At 67.8% G+C, this 23,505-nt stretch carries 20 protein-coding genes; 4 read left to right on the top strand and 16 right to left on the bottom strand.

Annotation, left to right across the window (positions count from 1 at the left end; translation table 11 throughout):
- Position 1 precedes the first annotated feature (1 nt).
- The 4 genes from ctaD to AC5RUP_RS09155 all read right to left on the bottom strand — a co-directional run bounded on the left by ctaD (position 2) and on the right by AC5RUP_RS09155 (position 4,670).
- On the bottom strand, positions 2-1,729 hold the full coding sequence (gene ctaD, locus AC5RUP_RS09170) for an aa3-type cytochrome oxidase subunit I (protein WP_494067867.1): 1,728 nt from the start codon (positions 1,727-1,729) through the stop codon (positions 2-4).
- Positions 1,730-1,746: 17 nt separating this feature from the next.
- Positions 1,747-2,592 (bottom strand): aa3-type cytochrome oxidase subunit II, encoded by an 846-nt coding sequence (ctaC, locus tag AC5RUP_RS09165; RefSeq protein ID WP_494154028.1) that lies wholly within the window; start codon positions 2,590-2,592, stop codon positions 1,747-1,749.
- Between the two features lie 173 nt (positions 2,593-2,765).
- On the bottom strand, positions 2,766-3,152 hold the full coding sequence (locus AC5RUP_RS09160) for a HesB/IscA family protein (protein WP_494154027.1): 387 nt from the start codon (positions 3,150-3,152) through the stop codon (positions 2,766-2,768).
- 138 nt (positions 3,153-3,290) lie between these two features.
- A complete protein-coding gene (locus tag AC5RUP_RS09155; RefSeq protein WP_494158481.1) occupies positions 3,291-4,670 on the bottom strand; it encodes a M20/M25/M40 family metallo-hydrolase in 1,380 nt (459 codons plus the stop codon).
- Between the two features lie 109 nt (positions 4,671-4,779).
- Here AC5RUP_RS09155 and AC5RUP_RS09150 point away from each other — a divergent pair, with 109 nt between their 5' ends.
- The gene (locus AC5RUP_RS09150) at positions 4,780-5,364 is read left to right on the top strand and encodes a DUF3043 domain-containing protein (RefSeq protein ID WP_494067870.1); all 585 of its coding nucleotides are present in this window, start codon (positions 4,780-4,782) and stop codon (positions 5,362-5,364) included.
- A 148-nt stretch (positions 5,365-5,512) separates the two neighbouring features.
- Here AC5RUP_RS09150 and AC5RUP_RS09145 read toward each other — a convergent pair whose 3' ends face one another.
- Positions 5,513-6,580, bottom strand: a complete 1,068-nt coding sequence (locus AC5RUP_RS09145) for a quinone-dependent dihydroorotate dehydrogenase (RefSeq protein WP_494154139.1) — start codon at positions 6,578-6,580, stop codon at positions 5,513-5,515.
- 93 nt (positions 6,581-6,673) lie between these two features.
- Here AC5RUP_RS09145 and AC5RUP_RS09140 point away from each other — a divergent pair, with 93 nt between their 5' ends.
- Positions 6,674-7,690, top strand: a complete 1,017-nt coding sequence (locus AC5RUP_RS09140; RefSeq protein WP_494154140.1) for an alpha/beta hydrolase — start codon at positions 6,674-6,676, stop codon at positions 7,688-7,690.
- Between the two features lie 66 nt (positions 7,691-7,756).
- Here the strand turns inward: AC5RUP_RS09140 and AC5RUP_RS09135 are convergent, their stop codons facing one another.
- From AC5RUP_RS09135 to leuA, 3 genes are all read right to left on the bottom strand, one after another.
- Complete coding sequence (locus AC5RUP_RS09135; RefSeq protein ID WP_494067873.1) at positions 7,757-8,557, bottom strand: isoprenyl transferase; 801 nt, start codon at positions 8,555-8,557, stop codon at positions 7,757-7,759.
- A complete protein-coding gene (gene recO, locus AC5RUP_RS09130; RefSeq protein WP_493978410.1) occupies positions 8,554-9,306 on the bottom strand; it encodes a DNA repair protein RecO in 753 nt (250 codons plus the stop codon). The genes AC5RUP_RS09135 and recO overlap by 4 nt, the downstream gene beginning before the upstream one ends.
- A gap of 68 nt (positions 9,307-9,374) precedes the next feature.
- Positions 9,375-11,126 carry a 2-isopropylmalate synthase gene (leuA, locus tag AC5RUP_RS09125; protein ID WP_494154141.1) on the bottom strand — a complete coding sequence of 584 codons (1,752 nt, stop codon included), beginning with the start codon at positions 11,124-11,126 and terminating at the stop codon, positions 9,375-9,377.
- Between the two features lie 211 nt (positions 11,127-11,337).
- Between leuA and AC5RUP_RS09120 the strand changes: the two genes are divergently transcribed.
- Positions 11,338-13,278, top strand: coding sequence for a M13 family metallopeptidase (locus AC5RUP_RS09120; protein WP_494154142.1), 1,941 nt, complete (start codon positions 11,338-11,340; stop codon positions 13,276-13,278).
- A 6-nt stretch (positions 13,279-13,284) separates the two neighbouring features.
- Here the strand turns inward: AC5RUP_RS09120 and AC5RUP_RS09115 are convergent, their stop codons facing one another.
- From AC5RUP_RS09115 to AC5RUP_RS09095, 5 genes are all read right to left on the bottom strand, one after another.
- A complete protein-coding gene (locus AC5RUP_RS09115; RefSeq protein WP_494158480.1) occupies positions 13,285-14,973 on the bottom strand; it encodes an LCP family protein in 1,689 nt (562 codons plus the stop codon).
- Between the two features lie 115 nt (positions 14,974-15,088).
- A complete protein-coding gene (gene era / locus AC5RUP_RS09110; protein ID WP_493978553.1) occupies positions 15,089-16,036 on the bottom strand; it encodes a GTPase Era in 948 nt (315 codons plus the stop codon).
- Between the two features lie 44 nt (positions 16,037-16,080).
- The gene (locus tag AC5RUP_RS09105) at positions 16,081-17,415 is read right to left on the bottom strand and encodes a hemolysin family protein (protein WP_494154543.1); all 1,335 of its coding nucleotides are present in this window, start codon (positions 17,413-17,415) and stop codon (positions 16,081-16,083) included.
- Between the two features lie 9 nt (positions 17,416-17,424).
- Positions 17,425-17,898: an rRNA maturation RNase YbeY gene (ybeY, locus tag AC5RUP_RS09100; RefSeq protein WP_493978405.1), complete on the bottom strand. Its 474-nt coding sequence runs from the start codon at positions 17,896-17,898 to the stop codon at positions 17,425-17,427.
- Entirely contained in the window at positions 17,895-19,001 is a 1,107-nt protein-coding gene (locus AC5RUP_RS09095; RefSeq protein WP_494067878.1) for a PhoH family protein, read from the bottom strand. The genes ybeY and AC5RUP_RS09095 overlap by 4 nt, the downstream gene beginning before the upstream one ends.
- Positions 19,002-19,369: 368 nt before the next feature.
- Between AC5RUP_RS09095 and AC5RUP_RS09090 the strand changes: the two genes are divergently transcribed.
- Positions 19,370-20,281, top strand: a complete 912-nt coding sequence (locus AC5RUP_RS09090) for a GerMN domain-containing protein (protein WP_494154544.1) — start codon at positions 19,370-19,372, stop codon at positions 20,279-20,281.
- 23 nt (positions 20,282-20,304) lie between these two features.
- Here the strand turns inward: AC5RUP_RS09090 and AC5RUP_RS09085 are convergent, their stop codons facing one another.
- The 3 genes from AC5RUP_RS09085 to hrcA form a co-directional block, all read right to left on the bottom strand.
- Entirely contained in the window at positions 20,305-21,144 is an 840-nt protein-coding gene (locus tag AC5RUP_RS09085) for a 16S rRNA (uracil(1498)-N(3))-methyltransferase (protein ID WP_494158479.1), read from the bottom strand.
- Between the two features lie 2 nt (positions 21,145-21,146).
- On the bottom strand, positions 21,147-22,280 hold the full coding sequence (gene dnaJ / locus AC5RUP_RS09080) for a molecular chaperone DnaJ (protein WP_494001258.1): 1,134 nt from the start codon (positions 22,278-22,280) through the stop codon (positions 21,147-21,149).
- A gap of 73 nt (positions 22,281-22,353) precedes the next feature.
- Positions 22,354-23,367, bottom strand: a complete 1,014-nt coding sequence (hrcA, locus tag AC5RUP_RS09075) for a heat-inducible transcriptional repressor HrcA (protein ID WP_494067881.1) — start codon at positions 23,365-23,367, stop codon at positions 22,354-22,356.
- Positions 23,368-23,505 lie beyond the last annotated feature (138 nt).

The raw sequence follows: 23,505 nt of genomic DNA, 5'->3' as shown, positions 1-23,505 counted from the left end.
GTTATGCGTCCTTCTGGTCAGCGGGACCGGCCATCTGGGCCACCGGTGCCGGAGTCGTCGGGGTGTGCCGCGGCGCCAGCTCCGGGTGGTGCAGGTCCAGCGCGGGGCGCTCCGACCGGATGCGGGGCAGCGAGGTGAAGTTGTGCCGCGGCGGCGGGCAGGAGGTCGCCCACTCAAGCGAAGCACCAAAGCCCCAGGGGTCGTCGACCTCGACCTTCTTGCCGTTGCGCCAGGTGATGTAGACGTTCCAGAAGAACGGGATCATCGAGGCGCCCAACACGAAGGATGCCACCGTGGAGAACTGGTTCATCGCGGTGAACCCGTCTTCCGGCATGTAGTCGGCGTAGCGACGGGGCATGCCCTCGACGCCGAGCCAGTGCTGGATGAGGAAGGTGCCGTGGAAGCCCAGGAACAGCATCCAGAAGTGGATCTTGCCGAGGCGCTCGTTGAGCATCTTGCCGGTCCACTTGGGCCACCAGAAGTAGAAGCCCGCGAACATTGCGAACACGACCGTACCGAAGACCACGTAGTGGAAGTGCGCCACCACGAAGTAGGTGTCGGAGACGTGGAAGTCCAGCGGCGGCGACGCCAGGATGATGCCGGTCAGGCCGCCGAACAGGAAGGTGGCCAGGAAGCCCAGGCTCCACAGCATGGGCGTCTCGAAGGTGATCGAGCCGCGCCACATGGTGCCGATCCAGTTGAAGAACTTCACCCCGGTGGGCACCGCGATGAGCATCGTCATGAAGGCGAAGAACGGCAGCAGCACCGAGCCGGTGACGTACATGTGGTGGGCCCACACGGTCACGGACAGCGCGGCGATGGCGATGGTGGCGTAGACCAGGCCCTTGTAGCCGAAGATCGGCTTGCGGCTGAACACCGGGAAGATCTCGGAAACGATGCCGAAGAACGGCAGGGCGATGATGTAGACCTCGGGGTGGCCGAAGAACCAGAACAGGTGCTGCCAGAGGATGGCACCGCCGTTCTCCGGGTTGAAGATGTGCGCACCCAGGCGCCGGTCGGCGCCGAGGGCGAACAGCGCGGAGGCCAGGGGCGGGAATGCCATCATGACGAGGATGGCGGTAACCAGCGTGTTCCAGGTGAAGATCGGCATGCGCCACATGGTCAGGCCGGGGGCGCGCATGGTGATGATCGTGGTGATGAAGTTGACCGAACCGAGGATGGTGCCGAAGCCGGACAGCGCCAAACCAAAGACCCACAAGTCCCCGCCGACTCCCGGGGAGAAGGTGGTGTTGGACAACGGTGCATAGGCGAACCAGCCGAAGGAAGCGGCGCCCTGCGGCGTGATGAAGCCGGCCACCGCGATGATGCTGCCGAACAGGAAGAACCAGAAAGCCAGCGCGTTCAGGCGCGGGAACGCTACGTCGGGGGCGCCGATCTGCAGCGGCATGATGACGTTGGCGAAGCCGGCGAACAGCGGCGTGGCGAACATCAGCAGCATCACCGTGCCGTGCATGGTGAACAGCTGGTTGTACTGTTCCTTGGTCTGCAGGATCTGCATGCCGGGCTCGAACAGTTCGGCACGGATGACCAGGGCCATCACGCCGCCGAGGCAGAAGAAGATGAACGACGCGATCAGGTACATGTACCCGATGGTCTTGTGGTCCGTTGAGGTGATCCAGTTGACGACGATGCGCCCCTTGGACACCGGCACGACGCGCGGAGCTACAGTGGTAGCCCGGTCGTCAGCTGTGTATTCGTACGTTGACACTTGTGGCCCTCGCTCCTTTACTCAGACGCTTCAGCGTAGGGGTTGCGGTCGTACTCTTCGCCAAGCTGGCCGTCCTTGAGCCGCGCCATCTGAGCGTCGAATTCAGCCTCGGAGACCACCGCGACACGGAAGAGCATTTCGGAGTGGTACTCGCCACACAGCTCGGCGCACTTGCCGTCGTAGATGCCCTCACGGGTGGGGGTGAAGTTCAGGTAGTTGGTCTTGCCCGGGATCATGTCCACCTTCTGCAGGAAGGCGGGGACCCAGAACGAGTGGATGACGTCGCGGGAGTTGATCTGCAGCTCCACGCTCTGGTTCACCGGCAGGTACAGCGTGGGCAGGGTCTCCGGGACGCCGGTCTCGCCGGTCAGGTGGGCCTGCACGCCGGCAAAGTACTTGTCCTGCTTGACGTAGTTGAAGTCCCAGGCCCACTGCTTGCCGCGCACGTCGACGACGACGTCCGGGTTGTCCACCCGCTCGGTGATGTTGGACGTGGTCTTGTCCGTGAAGTAGAAGAAGACCATGACCATGACCACGGGAACCGCGGTGTAGAAGATCTCCAGCGGCAGGTTGTAGCTCAGCTGGCGCGGGTAGCCCGTCTCGTCCTTGCGGCGGCGGTACGCGATGATGCACCAGAGCATCAGGCCCCAGGTTATGACACCGACGACCAGGGCGGCGATCCATCCGTTGACCCACAAATCAATGATTTCGGGCGTGTGGTTGGTAACGTCCCGCTCGGTGGGCAACCAACCCAAACGGACTTCTTCTGAACATCCCGTCAACAACAACGCACCGAGTGCACCCAGACCTGTAGCCTTGGCGATTTTGGCGCGTCGACTGCCGGTTCGAACCTGCGAACTCACAGACGGCCCTTCCTCTTTGTTTCGTGCAAGTGATGCGGCCATGGCAGAGCTGAGCTTGGCCGCATATCCAGTTTTACTACTCACTGTAGAGCTTACCCGCCCACATGACTTCCATGTGACAGGCTCCCCCGTGCGTCGGCCGTTCCGGCGGCCGGAGAGCGCCCTGCAGGCCCTTAGTGGAAGGAGTCTCCACAGGCGCAGGAGCCACCGGCATTCGGATTGTCGATGGTGAAGCCCTGCTTGGAAATCGTGTCCTCGAAGTCGATCGAGGCGCCCGAGAGGTAAGGAACGCTCATCTTGTCGACGACGACCTCAACCCCGTCGAAATCACGGACAGCGTCCCCGTCGAGCATCCGCTCGTCGAAGTACAGCTGGTAGATCAGGCCGGAGCATCCGCCCGGCTGTACGGCAACGCGCAGGCGCAGATCCGTGCGGCCTTCCTGTTCCAGGAGGCTGCGGACCTTTCCGGCGGCGACGTCGGTCAAAGCCACTTCATGCGTGGGCAGTTCTGCCGCTTCGGGTGCCGTGGTGGGGGCGGACGAGTTGATCGTTGCGCTCATTGCACTTCCTTATCTATTTCGGGCCGTCCGGTGACCTGCTGCTATTACTCAGTGGTGCGTCGGGCTTCCCATCCATCGTACGTCTGGTGGGCCGAAATGGGATAACTCTCCCCCGCCTCCAGCCTGGCCCGAACAGGCCTAGAGTCCCTCGCTGTTCAACCGTGCCAGGAGCAGGGCCTGGGCCAGGACCGCATTGCGGAAGTCGCCGAGATGCAGCGACTCGTTGGCCGAGTGCGCCCTCGAGTCGGGGTCTTCGACGCCGGTGATCAGGATCTGTGCCTCCGGATAGACTTCCGTGAGGTCGGCGATGAACGGGATGGAGCCGCCCATGCCGGCCTCCACCGGCAGCGTGCCCCACGCCTGCTCCAGGGCCCACAGCGCCGCCTGGGCCGCGGGCGCGGAGGTGTCCGTGGCGAACGCGTGGCCGCGCTCCCCCGGCACGAAGGTGGCGGCGGCGCCGAAGGGCGCGTGGGCGGCAACGTGCGCGGCCACCGCTTCCATCGCCCGGTCCGGATCCTGTCCCGGTGCCAGCCGGAGGCTGATCTTGGCGCGGGCGGCGGGAATCAAGGTGTTGGACGCGAGCTCGACGCTGGGGGCGTCAAAGCCGATCACCGACAGGGCCGGCTTGTTCCAGAGCCGGTCGGCAATGCTGCCGGTGCCCGCGAGCTGCACGGACTCGAGCACCGAAGAATCGCGGCGGAAGTCTTCTTCCGGATATTCCACCGAGGCGGCAGGAGCCGAAGCGAGGCCCTCGATGGCGACCGCCCCGTCGTCGTCGTGGAAGGTGGCGATCAGCCGAGACAGCAGCGTGGGCGCATCCAGCAGCGGCCCGCCGAACATGCCCGAATGGACGGCGTGTTCCAGCACCCGCAGCTCCACGGTGCCGTCCACCAGGCCGCGCAGGCTGGTGGTCAGGGCCGGGATGCCGACCTTCCAGTTGCTGGAGTCGGCGACGATGATGGCGTCTGCCCGCAGCAGTTCGCGGTGTGTCTCGAGGAACGGGCGGAAGCTTGGCGAACCGGCCTCCTCCTCCCCCTCGAAGAACAACGTGATGCCGAGCCCGAAATCGTCGCCGAGGACCTCCAGCAGAGTGCGCAGCGAGGCCAGGTGGACCATGATCCCGGCCTTGTCGTCTGCGGTTCCGCGCCCATAGAGGCGGCCGTCGATCTCGGTGGCCTTGAACGGTTCCGTCCGCCAGAGTGCCGGGTCCCCCGGCGGCTGCACGTCGTGGTGGGCATACAGCAGGACGGTCGGCTTGCCGGCCGCGGCCGGGCGGCGGGCCACGACGGCGGGGCCGCCGGCGGCCTCGCCGTTCGCCACGCTGAGGATCTGTACGTCCTCCAGGCCCAGCTCCCGGACCATGCCGGCTACGGCATCCGCGCTGCGCGCGAGGTCCTCCGGGTCGAAGGCCGGCCAGGCGATCCCCGGGATGGAAACCAGCTGTTCCAACGAGGAGATGGTGAGCCCCATGCCGGCGTCCACGGCGGCCGCAAGTTCGTCTACGTTCACATTGGTCATAGTCGACACCCTATCGCCCGGGCAACGTCGCGACGATGCCCCGTGGCTGCCCCGGCGGCGCGGGCCCCAAGGGGGACAACGGCCGTACGCGGTCCGGTATTCTTGACTGGTGTTCGGACGTAAAAAAGAGGCTCCCACGCCCCAGGAAACCATCGACCAGGCCAACGACGCCCAGCAGCCTCGATACGGCAAGGGCGCGCCCACGCCCCGGCGCAAGGACCAGGAAGCTGCGCGCAAGCGCCCCCTGGTCCCAAATGACCGCAAGGCCGCCAAGGAGGCCAACCGGGCCGCCATGGCGGATCAGCGGCTGAAGATGCGCGAGGCCATGAACACCGGCGACGAGCGCTTCCTGCCGCTGCGCGACAAGGGACCGCAGAAGCGCTTCGTCCGCGACTTCGTGGACGCCCGCTGGGTGCTGGGCGAATTCCTGATCGTCTTCGCCCTCATCTTCGTGGTCCTCAGCTTTATCCGCGACCTCAACGTCCAGGCGTTCATCCTGTTCGGCTTCTGGGTGCTGCTGGCGCTGGTCGCCATCGACGCCTTCATCCTCGGCCGCCAGCTCAAGAAGCGCCTGGCCGCCAAGTTTGGCGAGGTCGAGCGCGGGGCGGTCTGGTACGGCGTCATGCGCGGGCTGCAGTTGCGCCGGATGCGCCTGCCGAAGCCGCAGGTCAAGCGCGGCGAATACCCCGCCTGATCCAGGGGAGGGACCGGTCGAAGGGTCGGGAGCATCGCATGCCAAGGGTCGGGAGCATTGCGGCTCCCGGCCCTATTGCATGCCCTCGAGGCCCGGCCGGGCTCCGGATGGCCCGGCCCGGTTTCGGAATGACGCCGTGCAGGGCCGTTCAGCGGGGGCGCTTGGCCAAGCCGCGGTTGATGCGGCCGGCCCAGAAGGGTCCCTCGTACAGGAACGCCGTATAGCCTTGCACCAGGGTGGCCCCGGCATCCAGCCGCTGCTGCACGTCGCTGGCTGTCTCGACACCGCCCACGGATATCAGCGCCAGGTCGTCCCCGACGGCAGTGCGCAGCCGGCGCAGCACGTCGAGGGAGCGTTGCTTCAACGGGGCGCCGGAGAGGCCTCCTTCGCCGCAGGCCGCGACCTTGCTTTGGTCCGAGACAAGGCCCTCGCGGGAAACCGTCGTGTTGGTGGCGATGATGCCGTCCAGGTTCAGTTCCAGCGCGAGCCGGGCGACGTCGTCGATGTCCTCGTCGCTGAGGTCCGGGGCGATCTTCACCAGCAACGGGACATGGCGGCCGGCCGCGGAATCGGCGGTCTCCCCCACTGCCCGCAGCAGCGGTCGCAGCGTCTCCACGTTCTGCAGCAGCCGCAGTCCGGGCGTGTTCGGCGACGAAACGTTGACCACAAGGTAGTCGGCGGACCGGGCCAACAGCCGGGTGCTCTTCAGGTAGTCCTCGGTGGCGTCGGCCAGTTCCACCACCTTGGTCTTGCCGATGTTCACGCCGATGACGGGCCGGAGCGTGCCGTAGCGGGAAGCCAGCCCGCGCCGGGCGGCGGCGATCCGCGGCGCGACGGCGGCTGCGCCGTCGTTATTGAAGCCCATCCGGTTGATCACGGCGCGGTCCTCGACCAGCCGGAACAGCCGGGGCTGCGCGTTGCCCGGCTGCGCGCTCCCGGTGATGGTGCCGACCTCCACCGCGCCGAAGCCCAGGTCGGCCAGCGCCTCGATGCCGAAACCTTCCTTGTCGAAACCCGCTGCCAGGCCGAACGGCGAGGGGAAGGTCAGGCCCAGCGCCTCGGTGGCCAGGGACGGATCCGGGCGCGTGACGCGGCGCAGCACTGCCCCGGCCCCGCACCGGTGCGCGGCGCGGATGAGCTGGAAACCGATTCGGTGGGCACGCTCGGCGTCCATCCAGGAGAACGCGGCGCGGAAGAAGGCGGGGTAGAGGCGCATAGTCCTAGTTTTCCGTGCGGAGGCCGCCGCACCAAACCGTGTCCACCCGGCGATAACATGGGGGCAGCAACCGGACAGAGAGGAAGGACCACCGTGGCGACGGCAGCCGACTGGCAGGAAGACATCCTCGGCCCGGAGTTCGAGTCCACGGTCCTGCAAGTGCCGGCCCCCGGCGGGCGGGAGCAGCGGGCGACGCTGATCCGCTACCTGCCGCACTCCCCGCAGCGCTCCCCCGGCGGGCACGCCGTCCTGTATGTGCACGGTTGGAGCGACTATTTCTTCAACACGGAACTGGCAGAGTTCTGGCACCGCCAAGGCGTGGCGTTCTTTGCGCTGGACCTGCACCACCACGGACGCAGCCTGCGGGAGGGTGATCCGGCGGGCTTTGTGACGGACCTGCGCCAGTACGAGGACGAGATTTCGCTGGCGCTCGATCTGATCCGTGAGGAACGCGGCCAGTCGGAGACGAAGATCACGCTGATGGGACACTCCACCGGAGGGCTGGTGGCTGCCCTGTGGGCGGCGGAACACCCGGGCGAGCTGCGCGCCCTGGTCCTGAACAGTCCCTGGCTGGAGATGCACGGCAGTTCCCTGGTCCGGCGCGCCGCCGGCGCGGTGCTGGAACCGTTGTCCCGGCTGAAGCCGGAAACCGAGATCAAATTGCCGGTCCGCGGCTTCTACTACCGCAGCATCAGCAGCACCGCGGAGGGCGAATGGGATCTGGACCCCAAGCTGCGGCCGCCGGAGTCCTTCCCCGTGCGCGCCGGTTGGCTCAGCGCCATCTGGGAGGGACAGTCGAAGGTCGCGAAGGGCCTCAAGCTCGAGATCCCGGTGCTGGTGATGTCTTCGACCCGCAGCATGAACGGCTCGGTCTGGCACGAGGACATGAGGAGCACCGACGTGGTGCTGGACATCCGCACCATGACCGAGCGGGCGGTCCGGCTCGGCTACACCGTCTCCATCGAGCAGGTCCAGGACGCCCTGCACGACGTATTCCTCTCCCGGACCGAGGTGCGGCGGGACGCCTATGCCCGGCTGCAGCGCTGGGCGCAGGCCTACGTGTTGCAGGACGACCGGACCGAGGACCTCACGGACACCCAGCAGCGGTAGTACGGCCGCCAAAGCCGGGGCCCGGGCCCCGGGTGCCGACGGCGACCACGTGCGCGGCCATCCGGGCTAGGCTCCGCCGACCGCGGCGGCGTCCACCGCTCCCCCGTACCGCCGGTCGCGGCGGGCGTAAATGTCGATGGCTTCCCAGAGGGTGCGGCGGTCCACATCGGGCCAGAGGGTATCCATGAACACCATCTCCGCATAGGCGGACTGCCACAGCATGAAGTTGGAGAAGCGCTGCTCCCCCGACGTGCGCAGGAACAGGTCGACGTCCGGCAGGTCGGGCTCGTCGAGGTAGCGCTGCACGGTCTTTTCCGAGACCGACGACGCCCGCAGCCGTCCGGCGGCGACGTCGGCGGCGATGGCGGCGGCGGCATCGGCGATTTCCGCCCGCCCGCCGTAGTTCACGCACATGGTCAGGGTGCAGGTGGCGTTGCCGGCCGTCTGTCGCTCGGCGACCTCCAGCTCGTTGACCACCGACTTCCACAACCGGGGCCGGCGGCCGGACCAGCGGATGCGCACGCCCCAGGCGTCGAGCTGGTCGCGTTGGCGGCGCAGCACGTCCCGGCTAAAGCCCATCAGGAAGCGGACCTCTTCCGGGGACCGCTTCCAGTTCTCGGTGGAGAAGGCGTACACGCTGACGTGCTTGACCCCGATTTCGATCGCGCCAGCCATCACGTCCAGCAGAGCCGCTTCCCCGGCACGGTGCCCCTCGGTCCGCGGCAGCCCGCGCTGGTTCGCCCAGCGGCCGTTGCCGTCCATCACGATGGCCACGTGTTCCGGGACCAGCGCCGGAGGAAGGGCGGGCGGTTTGGCGCCGGAGGGATGCGGCCATGGCCGCTGCGGTTGCCGGGAAATCGGGGTCACACTCGCTCCACATGCTTGAGGGATTTCAGGGTTCGTTCAAGGTGCCACTGCAGGTAACTGGCCACCAGGCCGGCGGCCTCACGGCGCGGACCGGCGGCGGAGGCGTCCGCCGCCGGCCAGTCTCCGGAGAGCAGGGCGGCGAGCAGCTGCATCGTTTCCGGTGCGGGCGAGGCCGACCCGGGCGGACGGCAATCATGGCACACGGCGCCGCCCAGCGGAGCGGCAAAGGCGGTATGCGGTCCCTGGGCGCCGCACCGGGCACACTCGTCGAAGCTGGGGGCCCAGCCCGCCGTCGCAAGGGCCCGCAGCAGGTAGGAATCCAGGATCAGCTCGGGTGCGTGCACGCTGCGACTGAGGGCCGAGAGCGCGCCGATGACCAGCCCGTACTGCGCTCCTGCCGATTCGCCGTCCACGTCGGTGAGTTTTTCCGCCGTCTCGCAGATGGCGGCGGCGGAGGTGTACTTGGTGTAGTCGGCGGCGATGTCCCGGCCGTACGGCCCGACCATCTGGGCCTGCGTGACGATGTCCAGGCTCCGGCCGGAGACCAGCTGCAGGTCGGCGACCATGAAGGGTTCCAGCACCGCGCCGAACTTGCTGCTGGTGCGCCGCACGCCTTTGGCAACCGCCCTGATCTGGCCGTGCTGCCTGGTCAGCAGCGTGATGATCCGGTCGGCCTCGCCGAGTTTGTGGGTCCGCAGGATGACGCCCTGGTCCCGGTACGTGCGGGAGGCGAAGGATCTGTTGGACACCGTTTCATTCTCCCACTTAAGCGGGCTTCCCCGCCGCGGCACGGCAGGGAAGCCCGCTGGGCGGTTTCCTAGAGCGAGCCGGCGGCCTTGGCGCCTTCGTCGCGGATGGCGCGGTTCACCGCAGACACGACGGCTTTCAGCGAGGCCATGGTGGTGTTCGTGTCGATGCCGATGCCCCACAGCACCCGGTCGCCCACGGCGCACTCGACGTAAGCGGCGGCCCGGGCGTTGCCACCCTCGGAGAGGGCGTGCTCGGTGTAGTCCAGTACCCGCACGTCCACGCCGTCCTGCCGGAAAATTTCCAGCAGCGCGGCGATCGGCCCGTTGCCCTCGGCCGTGCGGCGGCTCTGGACGCCGTCCACGCCCATGGTTGCGGTCAGCTGGAAGGAACCGTCGTCGGCGCTGTCGGTCTTGACCGATCCCAGGGTGTAGTGGCCCCACCGGTTGTCCGGGGTCGGCAGGTACTCGTCGGTGAAGGTCTCCCACAGCTGCGCCGGGCTGACCTCGCCGCCTACGGTGTCCGTGCGGCGCTGGATGACGCCCGAGAACTCGATCTGGGCGCGGCGCGGCAGGTCCAGGTTGTGCTCGTGCTTGAGCAGGTAGGCCACGCCGCCCTTGCCGGACTGCGAGTTCACCCGGATCACTGCCTCATAGCTGCGGCCCAGATCCTTCGGATCGACCGGCAGGTAGGGCACTGCCCAGACCAGTTCGTCCACCGTCTTGCCCTGGCCGGCCGCGTCGGCCTCCATGGCCTCGAAGCCCTTCTTGATGGCGTCCTGGTGGGAGCCGGAGAACGCCGTGAACACCAGATCGCCGCCGTACGGGGAGCGTTCGGGCACCGGCAGCTGGTTGCAGTATTCGACGGTGCGGCGCACGTCGTCGATGTTGGAGAAATCGATCATCGGGTCGATGCCCTGGCTGAACAGGTTCAGCCCCAGCGTCACCAGGTCCACGTTGCCGGTCCGCTCGCCGTTGCCGAACAGGCAGCCCTCGATCCGGTCGGCGCCGGCCAGGTAGCCCAGTTCCGCCGCCGCCACACCGGTGCCCCGGTCGTTGTGCGGGTGCAGGGAGAGGATCACGTTCTCACGGTTGTTCAGGTTCCGCGACATCCACTCGATGGAATCGGCGTAGACATTCGGGGTGGCCATCTCCACCGTGGCCGGCAGGTTCAGGATGACGTTCCGGTCCGCGGAGATCTCCAAGACGTCGGTGACGGCGTTGCAGATGCGGGCGGCGAATTCCAGCTCCGTGCCGGTGTAGGACTCGGGCGAGTATTCGTACGTAATCTCGGTGCCCTTCAGGCCCTCTTCGTACTTCCGGCACAACCGGGCGCCCTGCAAGGCGATGTCCACGATGCCGTCCTGGTCTTCCCGGAACACCACTCGCCGCTGCAGCACGGAGGTGGAGTTGTACAGGTGCACGATGGCGCGGCCGGCGCCGGCGATGGACTCGTAGGTGCGCTCGATCAGGTGCTCGCGGGACTGGGTGAGGACCTGGATGGTCACATCATCGGGGATCCGGTCGCCTTCAATCAGCTGGCGGACAAAGTCGAAGTCGGTCTGCGATGCGGACGGGAAACCGACTTCGATCTCCTTGTAGCCCATCTTGACCAGCAGGTCGAACATCTTGTGCTTGCGTTCGGGGCTCATCGGATCGATCAGCGCCTGGTTCCCGTCGCGCAGGTCCACCGCGCACCAGCGCGGGGCCTTCGTCATCACTTTGTCCGGCCAGGTGCGGTCGGGCAGTTCTACGGCGATCTGGTCCTGGAAGGGAATGTACTTATGGATGGGCATTCCGGAGGACTTTTGTGCGTTTCGCATTTTGGTGTGTGGCCTTTTCTCATGTGAGCTAATCGAAAAATTTTGGCCGGGCAACACAAACTCCGCAGCGAGGGTTCGGCCTGTCAAACAGAAGTTCGCGTGGCCTCGCCGCGGCAGCTAAGAAGGAGCATTCCTGCGCGCACAATTTCACACTAGCACGGTGCGTAGGATGTGAGGGAAAAGATGAAAGCAACAAAGAAATGAGGCGCACATGAGCCGCTCCGGCATCGTGTTGTCCAACGTCGACCCGGCCGTCCGCCCGCAGGACGACCTCTTCCGGCACGTGAACGGGAAGTGGCTGGCGGAGACCGCCATCCCCGACGACCGCGCTCTGGAAGGCTCGTTCACCGCCCTGCGCGACGCCTCCGAAGAATCCGTGCGGGCCATCATCGAAGACGCCGCCGCGCACCCGGATCCCGCCAGCCCGTCGGGAAAGATCGGCGTCCTCTACGCCGGCTTCATGGATACCGACACGGCCGAGGCCAAGGGCTTCTCGCCGCTGGCGGAGCAGTTCGCCGCGATCGCGAAAATTTCCGACCGGGACGGGCTGCGCGAGGTCATCGGGGCCTTCAGCCGCAGCGGCGCCGCGTATCCGCTCGCGTTCTTCGTCAACAACGACGCCGGCAACCCCACCCGCTACCTGATCTACCTGTACCAGGCGGGACTGGGCCTGCCGGACGAGGCGTACTACCGCGAGGACGACTTCGGCCCCATCCGCGAGGCCTACCGGGACTACGCCCGGAAGATGCTGCAGCTGGCCGGCTTCGACCCGGTGCAGGCGGACGCGGCACTGGACCTGGAGCACAAGCTGGCGGCCGGCCACCTGGACAAGGTCTCCTGCCGCGACCCGCAGCAGACCTACAATCTGCGCACCGCCGGGCAGGTGGCCACCATGGCGGACTGGATGCCGGACTGGCTGGCGGCGCTGGGCCCGGAAGCGGGCGGCGCGGCCGAGATGGTGGTCTGCCAGCCCGGGTTCCTCGGCACGCTCGACGCCCTGCTGGAGAGCGAGCCGCTGGAGGCCTGGCAGGCCTGGCTGCGGCTCCACGTGCTGACGACGGCGGCGCCCTATCTTCACGACGAAGCGGTCCAGACGCACTTCGGCTTCTACGGCCGCACCCTCAGCGGCACCCCGGAACTCAAGGAGCGGTGGAAGCGCGGCGTTTCCCTGGTGGAAGGCGCCCTCGGGGAAGCCATCGGGCAGGAATACGTGGCACGGCATTTCCCGCCGGCGCACAAGGAACGAATGGAAGAACTGGTGGCCAACCTGCTGGCCGCCTACCGGGAAAGCATCTCCGCCCTGCCGTGGCTCAGCAGCGCAACCATCGGGAAAGCGCTGGAGAAGCTGGCGGCCTTCCGCACCAAGATCGGCTACCCGGAGAAGTGGATCGACTACTCCGCCTTCGTGCCCGGGGACGATGTCTGGTCCAACGTCCTCGCCTCCAACGAGTTCGAGGTCCGCCGCAACCTGGCCAAGCTGGGCAAGCCCATCGACGAGGCCGAGTGGCACATGACGCCGCAGACCGTCAACGCCTACTACATGCCCACCATGAACGAGATCGTCTTCCCCGCAGCGATCCTGCAGCCGCCCTTCTTCGACGCCGACGCCGATGCCGCGGCCAACTACGGCGCCATCGGCGCGGTCATCGGCCACGAGATCGGCCACGGCTTCGACGACAAGGGATCGCAGTACGACGGCACCGGAGCGCTGCGGAACTGGTGGTCCGACGAAGACCGGGCCGCCTTCGAGCGGCTCACCGGCCAGCTGGTGGCCCAATACGCGGCGCTCAGTCCGGCCGAGGCTCCCGACAACACCGTTAACGGCGAACTCACCCTGGGCGAGAACATCGGCGACCTCGGCGGGCTGGCCATCGCCTACCGCGCGTACCGGCTGAGCCTGGCGGGCCGGGAAGCCCCGGTGATCGACGGGCTGAGCGGCAGCCAGCGGTTCTTCTACTCCTGGGCCGAATGCTGGCGCCAGAAGATCCGTTCCGAGGAGGCGGCACGCCGGCTGGCGATCGACCCGCACGCCCCGAACGAGTTCCGCTGCAACCAGGTGGTGCGCAACCTGGACGCGTTCCACGAAGCGTTCGGCACCGCTCCGGGCGACGGGCTGTGGCTCGCCCCGGACGAGCGGGTCCGGATCTGGTAGCGGCTGCTAGAAGGCGCCGGGCTGCTGGCAGGTGACCTGGTCGGCGGTCTGGCCCTTGAAGCCGCCGGCCACGCCGCCGGTCTCGGCCAGCTGCGTGCCGCTGGCGAAGTCCCGGCCGACCGACAGGGCGACGCCGTAGTGGTCGCCGGAGGCGAGCACGTTGGCCCGGGGGACGTTCAGCTCTTCCGCGAGGGCGAGGGCCACGTGTTCGAATCCGGTGGAGTAGTACAGCTGCGTGGTGGTGCGTTCGGTTCCGGCTTCGGCCGGGGCCGCCAACAGGTAGCCCAGCGCCTGCAGCTGTTCGGAGAGTTCCTCGTCGCGGCCGGCCGCACCGGAGGCGTTGACCACCTTGACGGGCTGCTCGGCCGGGTCGAAGGACGGCACGCCGGCCGTCGGGTCCCCGCCCGGCGCGGTCGTCGCCCCGGCCGTTGGCCCGCCGTCGTCGGTTGCCGTCGGGGACGGGGCGCCGCCGCCTGAGGCACCGGCTGTGGGTTCCCCGCCGGCTTCCCCGGTGGTCGTCGGGTCGGGCTTCCCGGCGGTGTTGACCTCCGGCGCGGTGACGTCGCCGTCCTGGCGCAGGATCTGGAACAGGGCCTGCCCCGGCTCCTCGTCCAGGACCAGGCGGTTCTCGTCCATCGGGGCGCTCCGCGTGGGCAGCGCGACGAAGGCAACCTTGCCCAAGTCAACGCTCTTGATCCGGTCCGCCAAGGCCAGCAGCCGGGAAACCTCCGCCAGGCCTTCGTCCACCGTGAGGTTGTTAACCACGGCCTCGGCGATGGAGTAGAGGCGGGGCACGTTGGTCAGCGTGCCTTCGGACTGGACCTTGCGGGCCATGGACGCCAGGAAGCTCTGCTGCGCACGGATCCGGCCGCGGTCTCCGCCGTCGCCGAAGGAGTGCCGGGTGCGCAGGAACGCCAGCGCCTGCTCGCCCTGCACGGTGCTGACTCCGGCCGGCAGCCGCAGCTTGGAGTAGGTGTCATTGATGGGCTCGTTGACGCAGACTTCCACGCCCCCGATCACCGTGGAGAGCTCCTTGACGGCGTTGAAGTCGGCCATCATGAAGTGGTCGATCTCCAGGCCTGTCATCTCGTTGACGGCCGCGACGGTGCAGCCGGGGCCGCCGTAGCTCAGCGCGGCATTGAGTTGGGCATCCTGCTGTTCCGGATACACCTCGCCGGTCTCCGGATCGGTGCAGGTGGGGATGGTGGTGAGCAGGTCGCGCGGCAGGCTGACCACGGTGACCCGTTCCCGGTCCGCGGACAGGTTCATCAGCATCATCACGTCCGACTTGCCGCGGCCGGCCGAGGGGCCGTCCGAGCCGTACCGGCCGTCGGTGCCGACGCGCGTGTCGGTGCCCAGGATGAGGATCTGCACGGGATCGCGGCTCAGGTCCACCGGAAGCCCCGGGGCGCCGGTGCCCAGGTTCAGCGGCGAGGTGCTGAGGCTGTCGCGCAGGCCCACGATTTTGAACACCACGACGCCCACACCGGCCGCCAGCGCCAGCGCCAGCGCGGCCGCCACGACCTTCAGCCACAGCAGCCTGGGCCCGCGGCCCATGTGCCTCGGATTGGCGGCCCGCGCCTGCCCGCGCCACGGCGTTCCGCCGGCCGGGGACAGCGCGGCGGGATCCTGCCCAGCCGGCTGCTGTCCCGCCGGGGTCTGCGGGTCATCACCGAAACTGCCGCGATGATCCACGGGGTACCCCTCTGCACGGTTATAAGCCAAACGAAAATGACGCGGCCAGCCAATCACCGGCCGCTAAGTATTCTACGGGTTGCGACCCGGGAAAGTTCCCGGCGGCGCCGGAGGCTCAGAAACCGAGCCGCACCAGCTGCTTGGGATCGCGTTGCCAGTCCTTGGCTATTTTCACGTGCAGGTCCAGGTAGACGCGGGTGCCCAGCAGGCCCTCGATCCCCTTGCGGGCGCGGGTTCCAACGTCACGGAGCCTCTCCCCGCCCTTGCCGATGATGATGGCCTTCTGCGACGGACGTTCCACGAAGAGGTTCACCCGGACATCCAGCAGCGGGTTGTCGGCGCTGCGGCCTTCGCGCGGAACGATCTCCTCGACCACCACGGCCAGCGAGTGGGGCAGTTCGTCGCGCACGCCCTCCAGCGCCGCCTCCCGGACCAGTTCGGCCACCATGACGGCCTCGGGTTCGTCCGTGAGCTCGCCGTCGGGATAGAGCGGCGGCGACAGCGGCATCTGCCGGACCAGCACATCGGCGACCGTCTGGACCTGGTCCCCCTTGGCGGCGGAAACCGGCACGATGTCGGCAAAACCGTCCGGGCCGAAGATCTCCGCGCCCAGCGCCGCGACCGCCAGCAGCTGCTCGGCCAGCGCCTGCTTGTCCATCAGGTCCGTCTTGGTGACCAGTGCCACCACCGGCTTGCCGGACAGGGCGGCCAGCTGGTTGGCAATGAAGCGGTCGCCGGGGCCGATTTTCTCGTTGGCCGGCAGGCAGAAGCCGATCGCGTCCACTTCCGCAAGCGTGTCCGCCACCAGGTCGTTCAGCCGCTGCCCCAGCAGGGTCCGGGGCCGGTGCAGGCCGGGCGTGTCCACCAGCACCAGCTGGGCATCCGGCCGGTGCACGATGCCGCGGATGGTGTGCCGCGTGGTCTGCGGCTTGGCGGAGGTGATGGCCACCTTCTGCCCGACCAGCGCGTTTGTCAGCGTGGACTTGCCCGCGTTCGGGCGGCCCACGAGCGACACGAAACCGGCGCGGTAGTCCTTGGGCCAGCCGCTGGAAGGCATGGCCATGGCCTTGTCGGTGCTCTCTTCGCCAGTGGCGTTTTCGGGGTTGGTCATCGTTCCCTCTCCGTCCCGGGCAAGCGGGCGGGGTCATCGGCGGCGGCAGCGCCGTCGTCGTTGGCGTACTGGTCCCGGGCGGGCGCTTCATACCAGGCCAGGACATGGCTGACGCGGTTGCGCCGGCCCTCCAGCCGTTCGGCGCGCAAATGCAGGCCGTCCAGCTCCACTTCGCTGCCGACGATCGGCACCCGGCCGAGGCTCTTGGCCAGCAGCCCGCCGACGGTGTCCACCTCTTCGTCGTCCAGCTCCAGATTGAACAGCTCGCCGACGTCGTCGATGCTGGTGCGCGCGCTGACCCGGTACAGGCCGTCCGGCAGCGCCTCGATTTCGGGGCGCTCGGTGTCGTATTCGTCGACGATCTCGCCGACGATCTCCTCGATGAGGTCCTCCAGCGTGACCAGGCCGGCGGTGCCGCCGTATTCGTCGATCACGATCGCCACGTGCGTGGACTCGCGCTGCATTTCCTGCAGCAGCTCGCCGACCGACTTCGACTCGGGCACGTAGCGGACCTCGCGGCAGATCTGGTCCACCAGCATGCCGGCGCCGTGGTCGGCCCGGCCGTGGATCCTGGCGGCCACGTCCTTCAGGTAGACGATGCCGCGGATCTGGTCCGCGGTGTCCATGATCACGGGGATCCGCGAATAGCCCGACTGCAGGAACAGCGTCATGGCCTCCTGCAGGGTGGAGCCGGAGTCGATGCTGAGCATGTCCGTGCGCGGCACCATCACCGCCCGGACCTTGGTATCGCCCAGCTCGAAGACGGAGTGGATCAGTTCCGCCTCGGTGTCCTCGATCATGTCGGACTCGTTGGCCCGGTCCACGAGTTCGCGGAACTCCTCTTCCGTGAAGAAGGCCGCGTCGGCGCGCGGCGCGTTCGGGGCAACCGTGCTGCCCAAACGGACCAGCCATTGGGGCACCGGGCCGAGGATCGAGCGCAGCAGCCTGACCAGCAAGGCGGTGGAAAGCACGACGGCGCCGGCGTGCATCCGGCCCAGTTGCCGCGGGGAAACCCCGACCAGCACGAATCCGACGGCGGCCATGGTGACGGTGGCCAGCAGTCCGGCCAGCCAGATGTTGTCCAGCAGGTCGTGGAACAGCAGGGCGATGGCGACGGCGGCGGCCATCTCGAACCAGACGCGCCAGAAACGCAGCCCGTGCATGTGGGCCGCCGGCGAGGCCAGGATGAGGCGCAGGCTGCGGCTCCGGCCGGAACGCAGCAGGTTTTCGGCGTCGTGGCGCGGCAAGTAGGTGAAGGCGGCCTCGGCGGCGGTCAGCACCCCGGCGAACAGCGTGAAAGCCAGCGTCATGCCGGCGAGTATCCAGAGCATCGCCGGTCTCTACAGGGTGGTTTCGGTGGGGGCTGCCTTGCCGGTGAAGGAGGACAGCAACTGGCGCTGCAGGCCGAACATCTCTTCCTTCTCGGCCGGCTCGGCGTGGTCGAAACCGAGCAGATGCAGGATGCCGTGCGTGGTCAGCAGCAGCATTTCGTCCAACAGGCCGTGGCCGGCCTTCTTCGCCTGCTCCTGCGCCACCTGCGGGCAGATCACGATGTCGCCCAGCACCCCGGGCGGGCCCGGCTTCATCGCGGTGCCGGGACGCAGTTCGTCCATCGGGAAGGACAGCACGTCGGTGGCGCCCGGCTCGTCCATCCACTCGATGTGCAGCCGCTCCATCGCTTCGGTGTCGACCATGATGATGGACAGTTCCGCTTCCGGATGGACGTAGAGGGAGTCCAGCACGAACCGTGCCAGCCGCACCAGCTCTTCCTCGTTGGCGGCGACGGCCGATTCGTTGTTGACCTCGATGCTCATGCTCGATCCTCCGGGCCGGCTTCCACGTCCGTCTTACGCCTGGCCGCGGGTGCGCGGCGCGGTCCCCGGCCGCCGTCCGAGCGGCGCGATTCGTCCCGGCCGCCCTCGCCGCGCCGGGACTCGTCCCAGCGGCTGTACGCCGTCACGATGTCGCTGACCAGCCGGTGGCGGACCACGTCGGTGGCGTCCAGCCGGGAGAAGCGGACGTCTTCCACGCCGTCGAGTATTTCGCTGACGATCTTCAGGCCCGAGCTGGTGCCGTTCGGCAGGTCGATCTGCGTCACGTCGCCGGTCACGACCATCTTGGAACCGAAGCCCAGCCGGGTGAGGAACATCTTCATCTGTTCCGGAGTGGTGTTCTGCGCCTCGTCCAGGATGATGAACGCGTCGTTGAGCGTGCGCCCGCGCATGTAGGCCAGCGGCGCCACCTCAATGGTGCCTGCGGCCATCAGGCGCGGAATCGACTCCGGGTCCATCATGTCGTGCAGGGCGTCGTAGAGCGGGCGCAGGTACGGGTCGATCTTGTCGCTGAGCGTGCCCGGAAGGAAGCCCAGCCGCTCCCCCGCCTCGACGGCGGGACGGGTCAGAATGATGCGATTGACCTCTTTGTGCTGCAGGGCCTGTACCGCCTTGGCCATCGCCAGGTAGGTCTTGCCGGTGCCCGCGGGGCCGATCCCGAAGACCACGGTGTGGTTGTCGATGGCTTCGACGTAGTTCTTCTGGTTCAGGGTCTTCGGCCGGATGTTGCGGCCGCGCGAGGAGAGGATGTTCAGCGTCAGGACCTCGGCCGGCCGCTGCGCCGACTGTTCGCCGAGCATGCGCAGCAGCTGGGCGACCACCTGCGCGGTGATCCTCGTATCCTTCGCCGCCAGGGCGCGGATTTCTTCCACCACGTTGAGCGTGAGCTGCACCGCGTCGGCGGGGCCGGTGATGGAAAGTTCGTTGCCGCGTACATGCAGGTCCACATCGCTGAACTCCGACTCGATGACCCGCAGCACCTCGTCGTGGGCGCCGAGCGCCCTGACCATGTGTTCCGACGAATCGAAATGGACGGAACGGCTGCTTGATCCCAGCGGATCGACATCCAGGCGTGATTGGGACATAGTCCGGCCGATGTGGCCTTTCATCGCTCCTTCGGTGGGCGCTTGCTGGCGGTAACCGGAAATGAATCCGGTCCCGACGGTACACGTCCATGCTACGGCACGAGCCGCCGCACCGTCCTCTGCGGGGACGAAAAACGCCTTGGTATCGATCCTGCATCAATCCTGCATCAGTCCGGTTGAGCGCTGGTTAAAGCAGCCATCAGCCCCCCTCCCCTGTGCCAAGCTAGTGAGGCAGGAAAGGAGGCAGCAGCCCTTTTCGGCCCACACCCACCCGGTCATTGCCCACGTCAGAAGGGATCGAAAGCATCGCCAGCAATCAGCTCCGGCAGCCCGCAGGCCCGGTCCCGACACGCCGCTTCGGTGCGTGGTTGGCGCTGGTCACTGCCTCGTCGCTGGTGCTGCTCGGATGCTCGCCGCAGGCCGCCGGCGGTGGCGGCGGCGGCCAGACCTCGATGCCGGATCCCACCGCCCCCGCTTCGGCCAGCAGCCCCCTGGTCTCCAGCGTGCCGGTCGAAACCCTGCGCTCTTCGGAACTCTCTCCCATCTACTGGCTGGGCACCAACGCCGACAACGTGTTCCTGTACCGCGAATACCGCCAGGCGGAGAACCTGGGTGATCCCATCACGACGGCGGTGGCCGCGCTGACGCGGCTGCAGCCCCTCGATCCCGACTATTTCAACCCGCTCAGCCCGGCGAGCAAGGTGGGCGCGTCCATCACCAACGGTTCGGTCATCACGCTGGACATTTCCTCGGACGCCTTCAGCCGCCGCGTGGATGCCGGCATCGCCGAACGGGCCGTGCAACAACTGGTCTTCACCGCCACTGCCGCGGCGGCGAACGCCGGGCTGAGCACGTCGGACGATCCGTTGGAAGTGGTCATCCTCGTGGACGGGCATCACGGTTACGAAGCCTTTGGCCATGTGCCGCTGGGCCAGCCGATGGGCCGGAACAGCAGCATGGCGGCCCCGGTATGGATCATCGATCCGGCCGACGGTGCCACCGCCGCCGGACGCGTGGAGGTGTTCGGCCGCGGCGTCGCGTACGAATCGGAACTGAGCTGGCAGATTTTTCGCCTTGCCGGCTCCGACGACACGTCCGAAGGCGAACTGGTCAAGGACGGCACGGCCCTCGTTGATGCCGACAGCGGGCAGATCGGCGAGTTCCGGTTCAGCCAGAAGCTGGATCCGGGCACCTACCAGCTGTACGTGTTCCAAGAGGACCAGGACGGGCGGACCGACGAACGGCAGAATGCGGACAGTAAGGTCTTCACCATCACCTAGGCCGGTTCTGCTGACGGACGCGGTCAGCGCCAGCGGCCCAGCAACTCGCTGAGCAAGGTCAAGGCGGCGGGCCCGGCCGTGGAGGAACGCAGGACGTGCGGCCCCAGCCGCACCGCCACCGCCCCGGCGTCGAGCATCGCGTCCACTTCGGCCTGGCTCATCCCGCCTTCGGGGCCCACAATCATCAGCACGCGCGCCACGCCGCCGGTCCGGCCCCCGGGCTGGGCACCTGGCCGGGCACCGGCGCCGTCGTTTCCGCCGCGCTCCCCGGCGGCTGAGCCGGCACGCAACCCGGCCGCCTCCACGGCGTCGGCAACGCTGCCTGCGGCGTCCTCGTGCAGCAGCAGCGAGAGCCGGCTGTCCCGGATCAGGGCACAGAGCCCGGCCCGTTCCACCAGCGGCTCCACCTCCGGAACGCGGGCACGCCGCGACTGCTTGGCGGCCGCCCGGACCGCCAGCTGCCATTTCGCCGCTCCCTTGGCCGCCTTGTCCGCCTTCCAGCGCACGATGCTGCGTTCGGCCTGCCACGGCACCACGGCATCGACGCCCAGTTCGGTGGCCGCTTCGATGGCAAGTTCGTCGCGGTTTCCCTTGGCCAGCGCCTGCACCAGCACCAACTCCGGGTCCGGCCTCGGTTCCTGCAGGATCCGGAGCGCGCGGACGGTGAGCTGGCCGGACGTGCCGGCAACGGCCTCCCCTATCAGCCGCCGGCCCAGCCCGTCGGCCAGATCGACGGCTTCACCCGGCTCGATCCGCTTGACGGTGACGGCGTGCCGCGCCTCGTCCCCGGCCAGGGTGAAGCTGTCGCCCGGAGCGACGTCGTCGAGCTCGCCCGGAGCCGTGAAGAACAGGTGGCTGGTCACGCCTAGAGGTTACCGAGCCGGTCCCGCAGGCGGGCGAAGACGCCCGTGCCGGAGGACGCCAGCTTGCCCTCGGTGTATTCCTCGCCGCGGGCCCGGGCCAGCCGGCGCAGCAGGTCCTCCTGCTCCGCATCCAGCTTGCTGGGCGTCTCCACATGCACGTGCACCTGCAGGTCGCCGCGGCCGTAACCGCGCAGGTGGGTCACGCCCAGGCCGCGCAGGGTGAGGGTCTCGCCCGCCTGCGTGCCAGGCTTGATGCTGACTTCCTGTTCGCCGTCGAAGGTGTCCAGCGTAAGGTCGGTGCCCAGCGCGGCAGCGGTCATCGGCACCGAGAGCGTGACATGCAGGTCGTCACCCTCGCGGATGAAGTTCTTGTCCGGGTTGACGCGGATTTCCACATACAGGTCGCCCTGCGGGCCGCCGGCAGGGCCTGCTTCGCCCTGGCCGGCCAGCTGGATCCGCGTTCCGGTCCCGACGCCCGCCGGGAGCTTGATGGTGAGCGAACGCCGGCTGCGGACGCGGCCTTCCCCGTTGCACTCGTTGCAGGGGTCGGGAATGACCGTGCCGAAGCCCTGGCAGCTGCCGCACGCGGCAGTGGTCATGACCTGGCCCAGGATGGACCGCACCGCACGCTGGACCTGGCCGGAACCGCCGCAGATGTCGCAGGTGCGCGGGCTGGTGCCGGGGCGGCAGCAACTGCCGTCGCAGGTGGGGCAGACGACGGCGGTGTCCACTTCGATTTTCTTGTTGACCCCGAAGACCGCGTCCTTGAGGTCGATCCGCACATTGATCAGGGCATCCTGGCCGCGGCGGGTCCGGGAGGCCGGACCGGCGCCGCCCGCCCCGGCGCCGCCGAAGAAGCTTTCGAAGATGTCCTGGAAGGCGAACCCGGACCCGGAGAAGCCACCGCCGAAGCCGGTGTCATTGCCGTTCTCGTTGCCGGTGGTGTCGTAGATGCGCCGCTTCTGCGGGTCGGACAGCACCTCGTAGGCGTGGCTGACCTGCTTAAACTGTTCGGCTGCCTCCGGGCCGGGGTTCACATCCGGATGCAGCTTGCGGGCCAGCTTGCGGTAGGCCTTCTTGATTTCCTCGGTGGAGGCGTCCTGGCTGACACCGAGGGCGTCGTAGTGGTTACTCACCTTGTAGTACTTCACTTCCTGGGGATCGGTTCACCGGCGCCGACGGCCGGTGCGGACACTGCGCGGCGTGTGGCTAGCCGGCGAGGATCCGTGACAAATAACGTGCGACGGCGCGCACCGCGGCCATGGTGGTGGGATAGTCCATCCGGGTGGGGCCGAGGATGCCGACCTTGGCCGTCGCGCCCGGGCCGTACCCGGTGGCCACCACGGAGGTTTCGGCCAGCGAACCGTAGGGGTTTTCGCTGCCGATGCTCACCGACATGCCACGCGCGTCCTGATGCAGTTCGGAGAGCAACTGCAGCAGCACCACCTGTTCTTCAAGAGCCTCGAGGATGGGACCGATGCTCAGCTGGAAGTCGACCGTGGAACGGGCCAGGTTGGCCGTGCCGGCCATCAGGATCCGCTCCTCGTTCGTGGCCGCGGCAAGCTGCGAAAGCTGCGACGCCAAGGCCTCGACCGTGCCCGCCGGTGCCGTCTGCGGCGGCACCGGGAAGGTCTTCAGCAGCCCCGGCACCGCCGCCAGCGGTTTCCCGGACAGCGCCGACAGGAACGCTGCGCGCAGCGTGGACAGGGCATCCTCGGTGACGTCCGCCGGAAGCGCCGCGACATGCTGCTCCACCTTGCCGTTGTCCGCGATCAGCACGACCAGGGCCCTTTTGGGAGCCAGCAGGATGAATTCGATGTGGCGCACCTTGGCAGCACCCAGCTGGGGATACTGGATGACGGCCACCTGGTTGGTCAACTGGGACAGCAACCGCACGGTGCGTTCCATGACATCGTCGAGGTCGTCGGCGCCTTCCAGCAGTTTCTGGATGGCGCGGCGCTCGGGGGCAGAGAGCGGCTTGACGTCCGAAATCCGGTCCACGAACAGGCGGTAGCCCTTGTCCGTGGGAATCCGGCCGGCGCTGGTGTGCGGGGCGACGATCAGCCCCTCTTCCTCCAGCGCCGCCATGTCGTTGCGGATCGTGGCTGACGACACGCCCAGGCTGTGCCGGTCGACCAGTGCCTTGGAGCCCACCGGCTCGCGCGAGTGCACATAGTCTTCGACAATGGCGCGGAGCACTTCCAGCCTCCGGACCTCGCTCACTGCACTCCTCCTGTCTCCAACTCGTCTGCGGACAGACCGTTAGCACTCAACACGTCCAAGTGCTAAGTCTAATACGTCGCCGCCGTTGTTAGCATTGTCGGGCGGCCGTGCCGTGAGGACCACAACCAGCAGAGGACT

The organism is Arthrobacter sp. Y3223151 (genome assembly GCF_059091125.1).
Note: the sequence above shows the minus strand (reverse complement) of the source record. Positions and strands in the feature narration are given on the sequence as shown.

What these genes read in the sequence shown, in the direction of transcription:
- AC5RUP_RS09160 (WP_494154027.1), bottom strand. Translation starts at nt 3,152, where the DNA reads ATGAGCGCAACGATCAACTCGTCCGCCCCCACCACGGCACCCGAAGCG.
- AC5RUP_RS09155 (WP_494158481.1), bottom strand. Translation starts at nt 4,670, where the DNA reads ATGACCAATGTGAACGTAGACGAACTTGCGGCCGCCGTGGACGCCGGC.
- AC5RUP_RS09145 (WP_494154139.1), bottom strand. Translation starts at nt 6,580, where the DNA reads ATGCGCCTCTACCCCGCCTTCTTCCGCGCCGCGTTCTCCTGGATGGAC.
- leuA (WP_494154141.1), bottom strand. Translation starts at nt 11,126, where the DNA reads ATGCGAAACGCACAAAAGTCCTCCGGAATGCCCATCCATAAGTACATT.
- AC5RUP_RS09120 (WP_494154142.1), top strand. Translation starts at nt 11,338, where the DNA reads ATGAGCCGCTCCGGCATCGTGTTGTCCAACGTCGACCCGGCCGTCCGC.
- era (WP_493978553.1), bottom strand. Translation starts at nt 16,036, where the DNA reads ATGGCCATGCCTTCCAGCGGCTGGCCCAAGGACTACCGCGCCGGTTTC.
- AC5RUP_RS09105 (WP_494154543.1), bottom strand. Translation starts at nt 17,415, where the DNA reads ATGCTCTGGATACTCGCCGGCATGACGCTGGCTTTCACGCTGTTCGCC.
- ybeY (WP_493978405.1), bottom strand. Translation starts at nt 17,898, where the DNA reads ATGAGCATCGAGGTCAACAACGAATCGGCCGTCGCCGCCAACGAGGAA.
- AC5RUP_RS09095 (WP_494067878.1), bottom strand. Translation starts at nt 19,001, where the DNA reads ATGTCCCAATCACGCCTGGATGTCGATCCGCTGGGATCAAGCAGCCGT.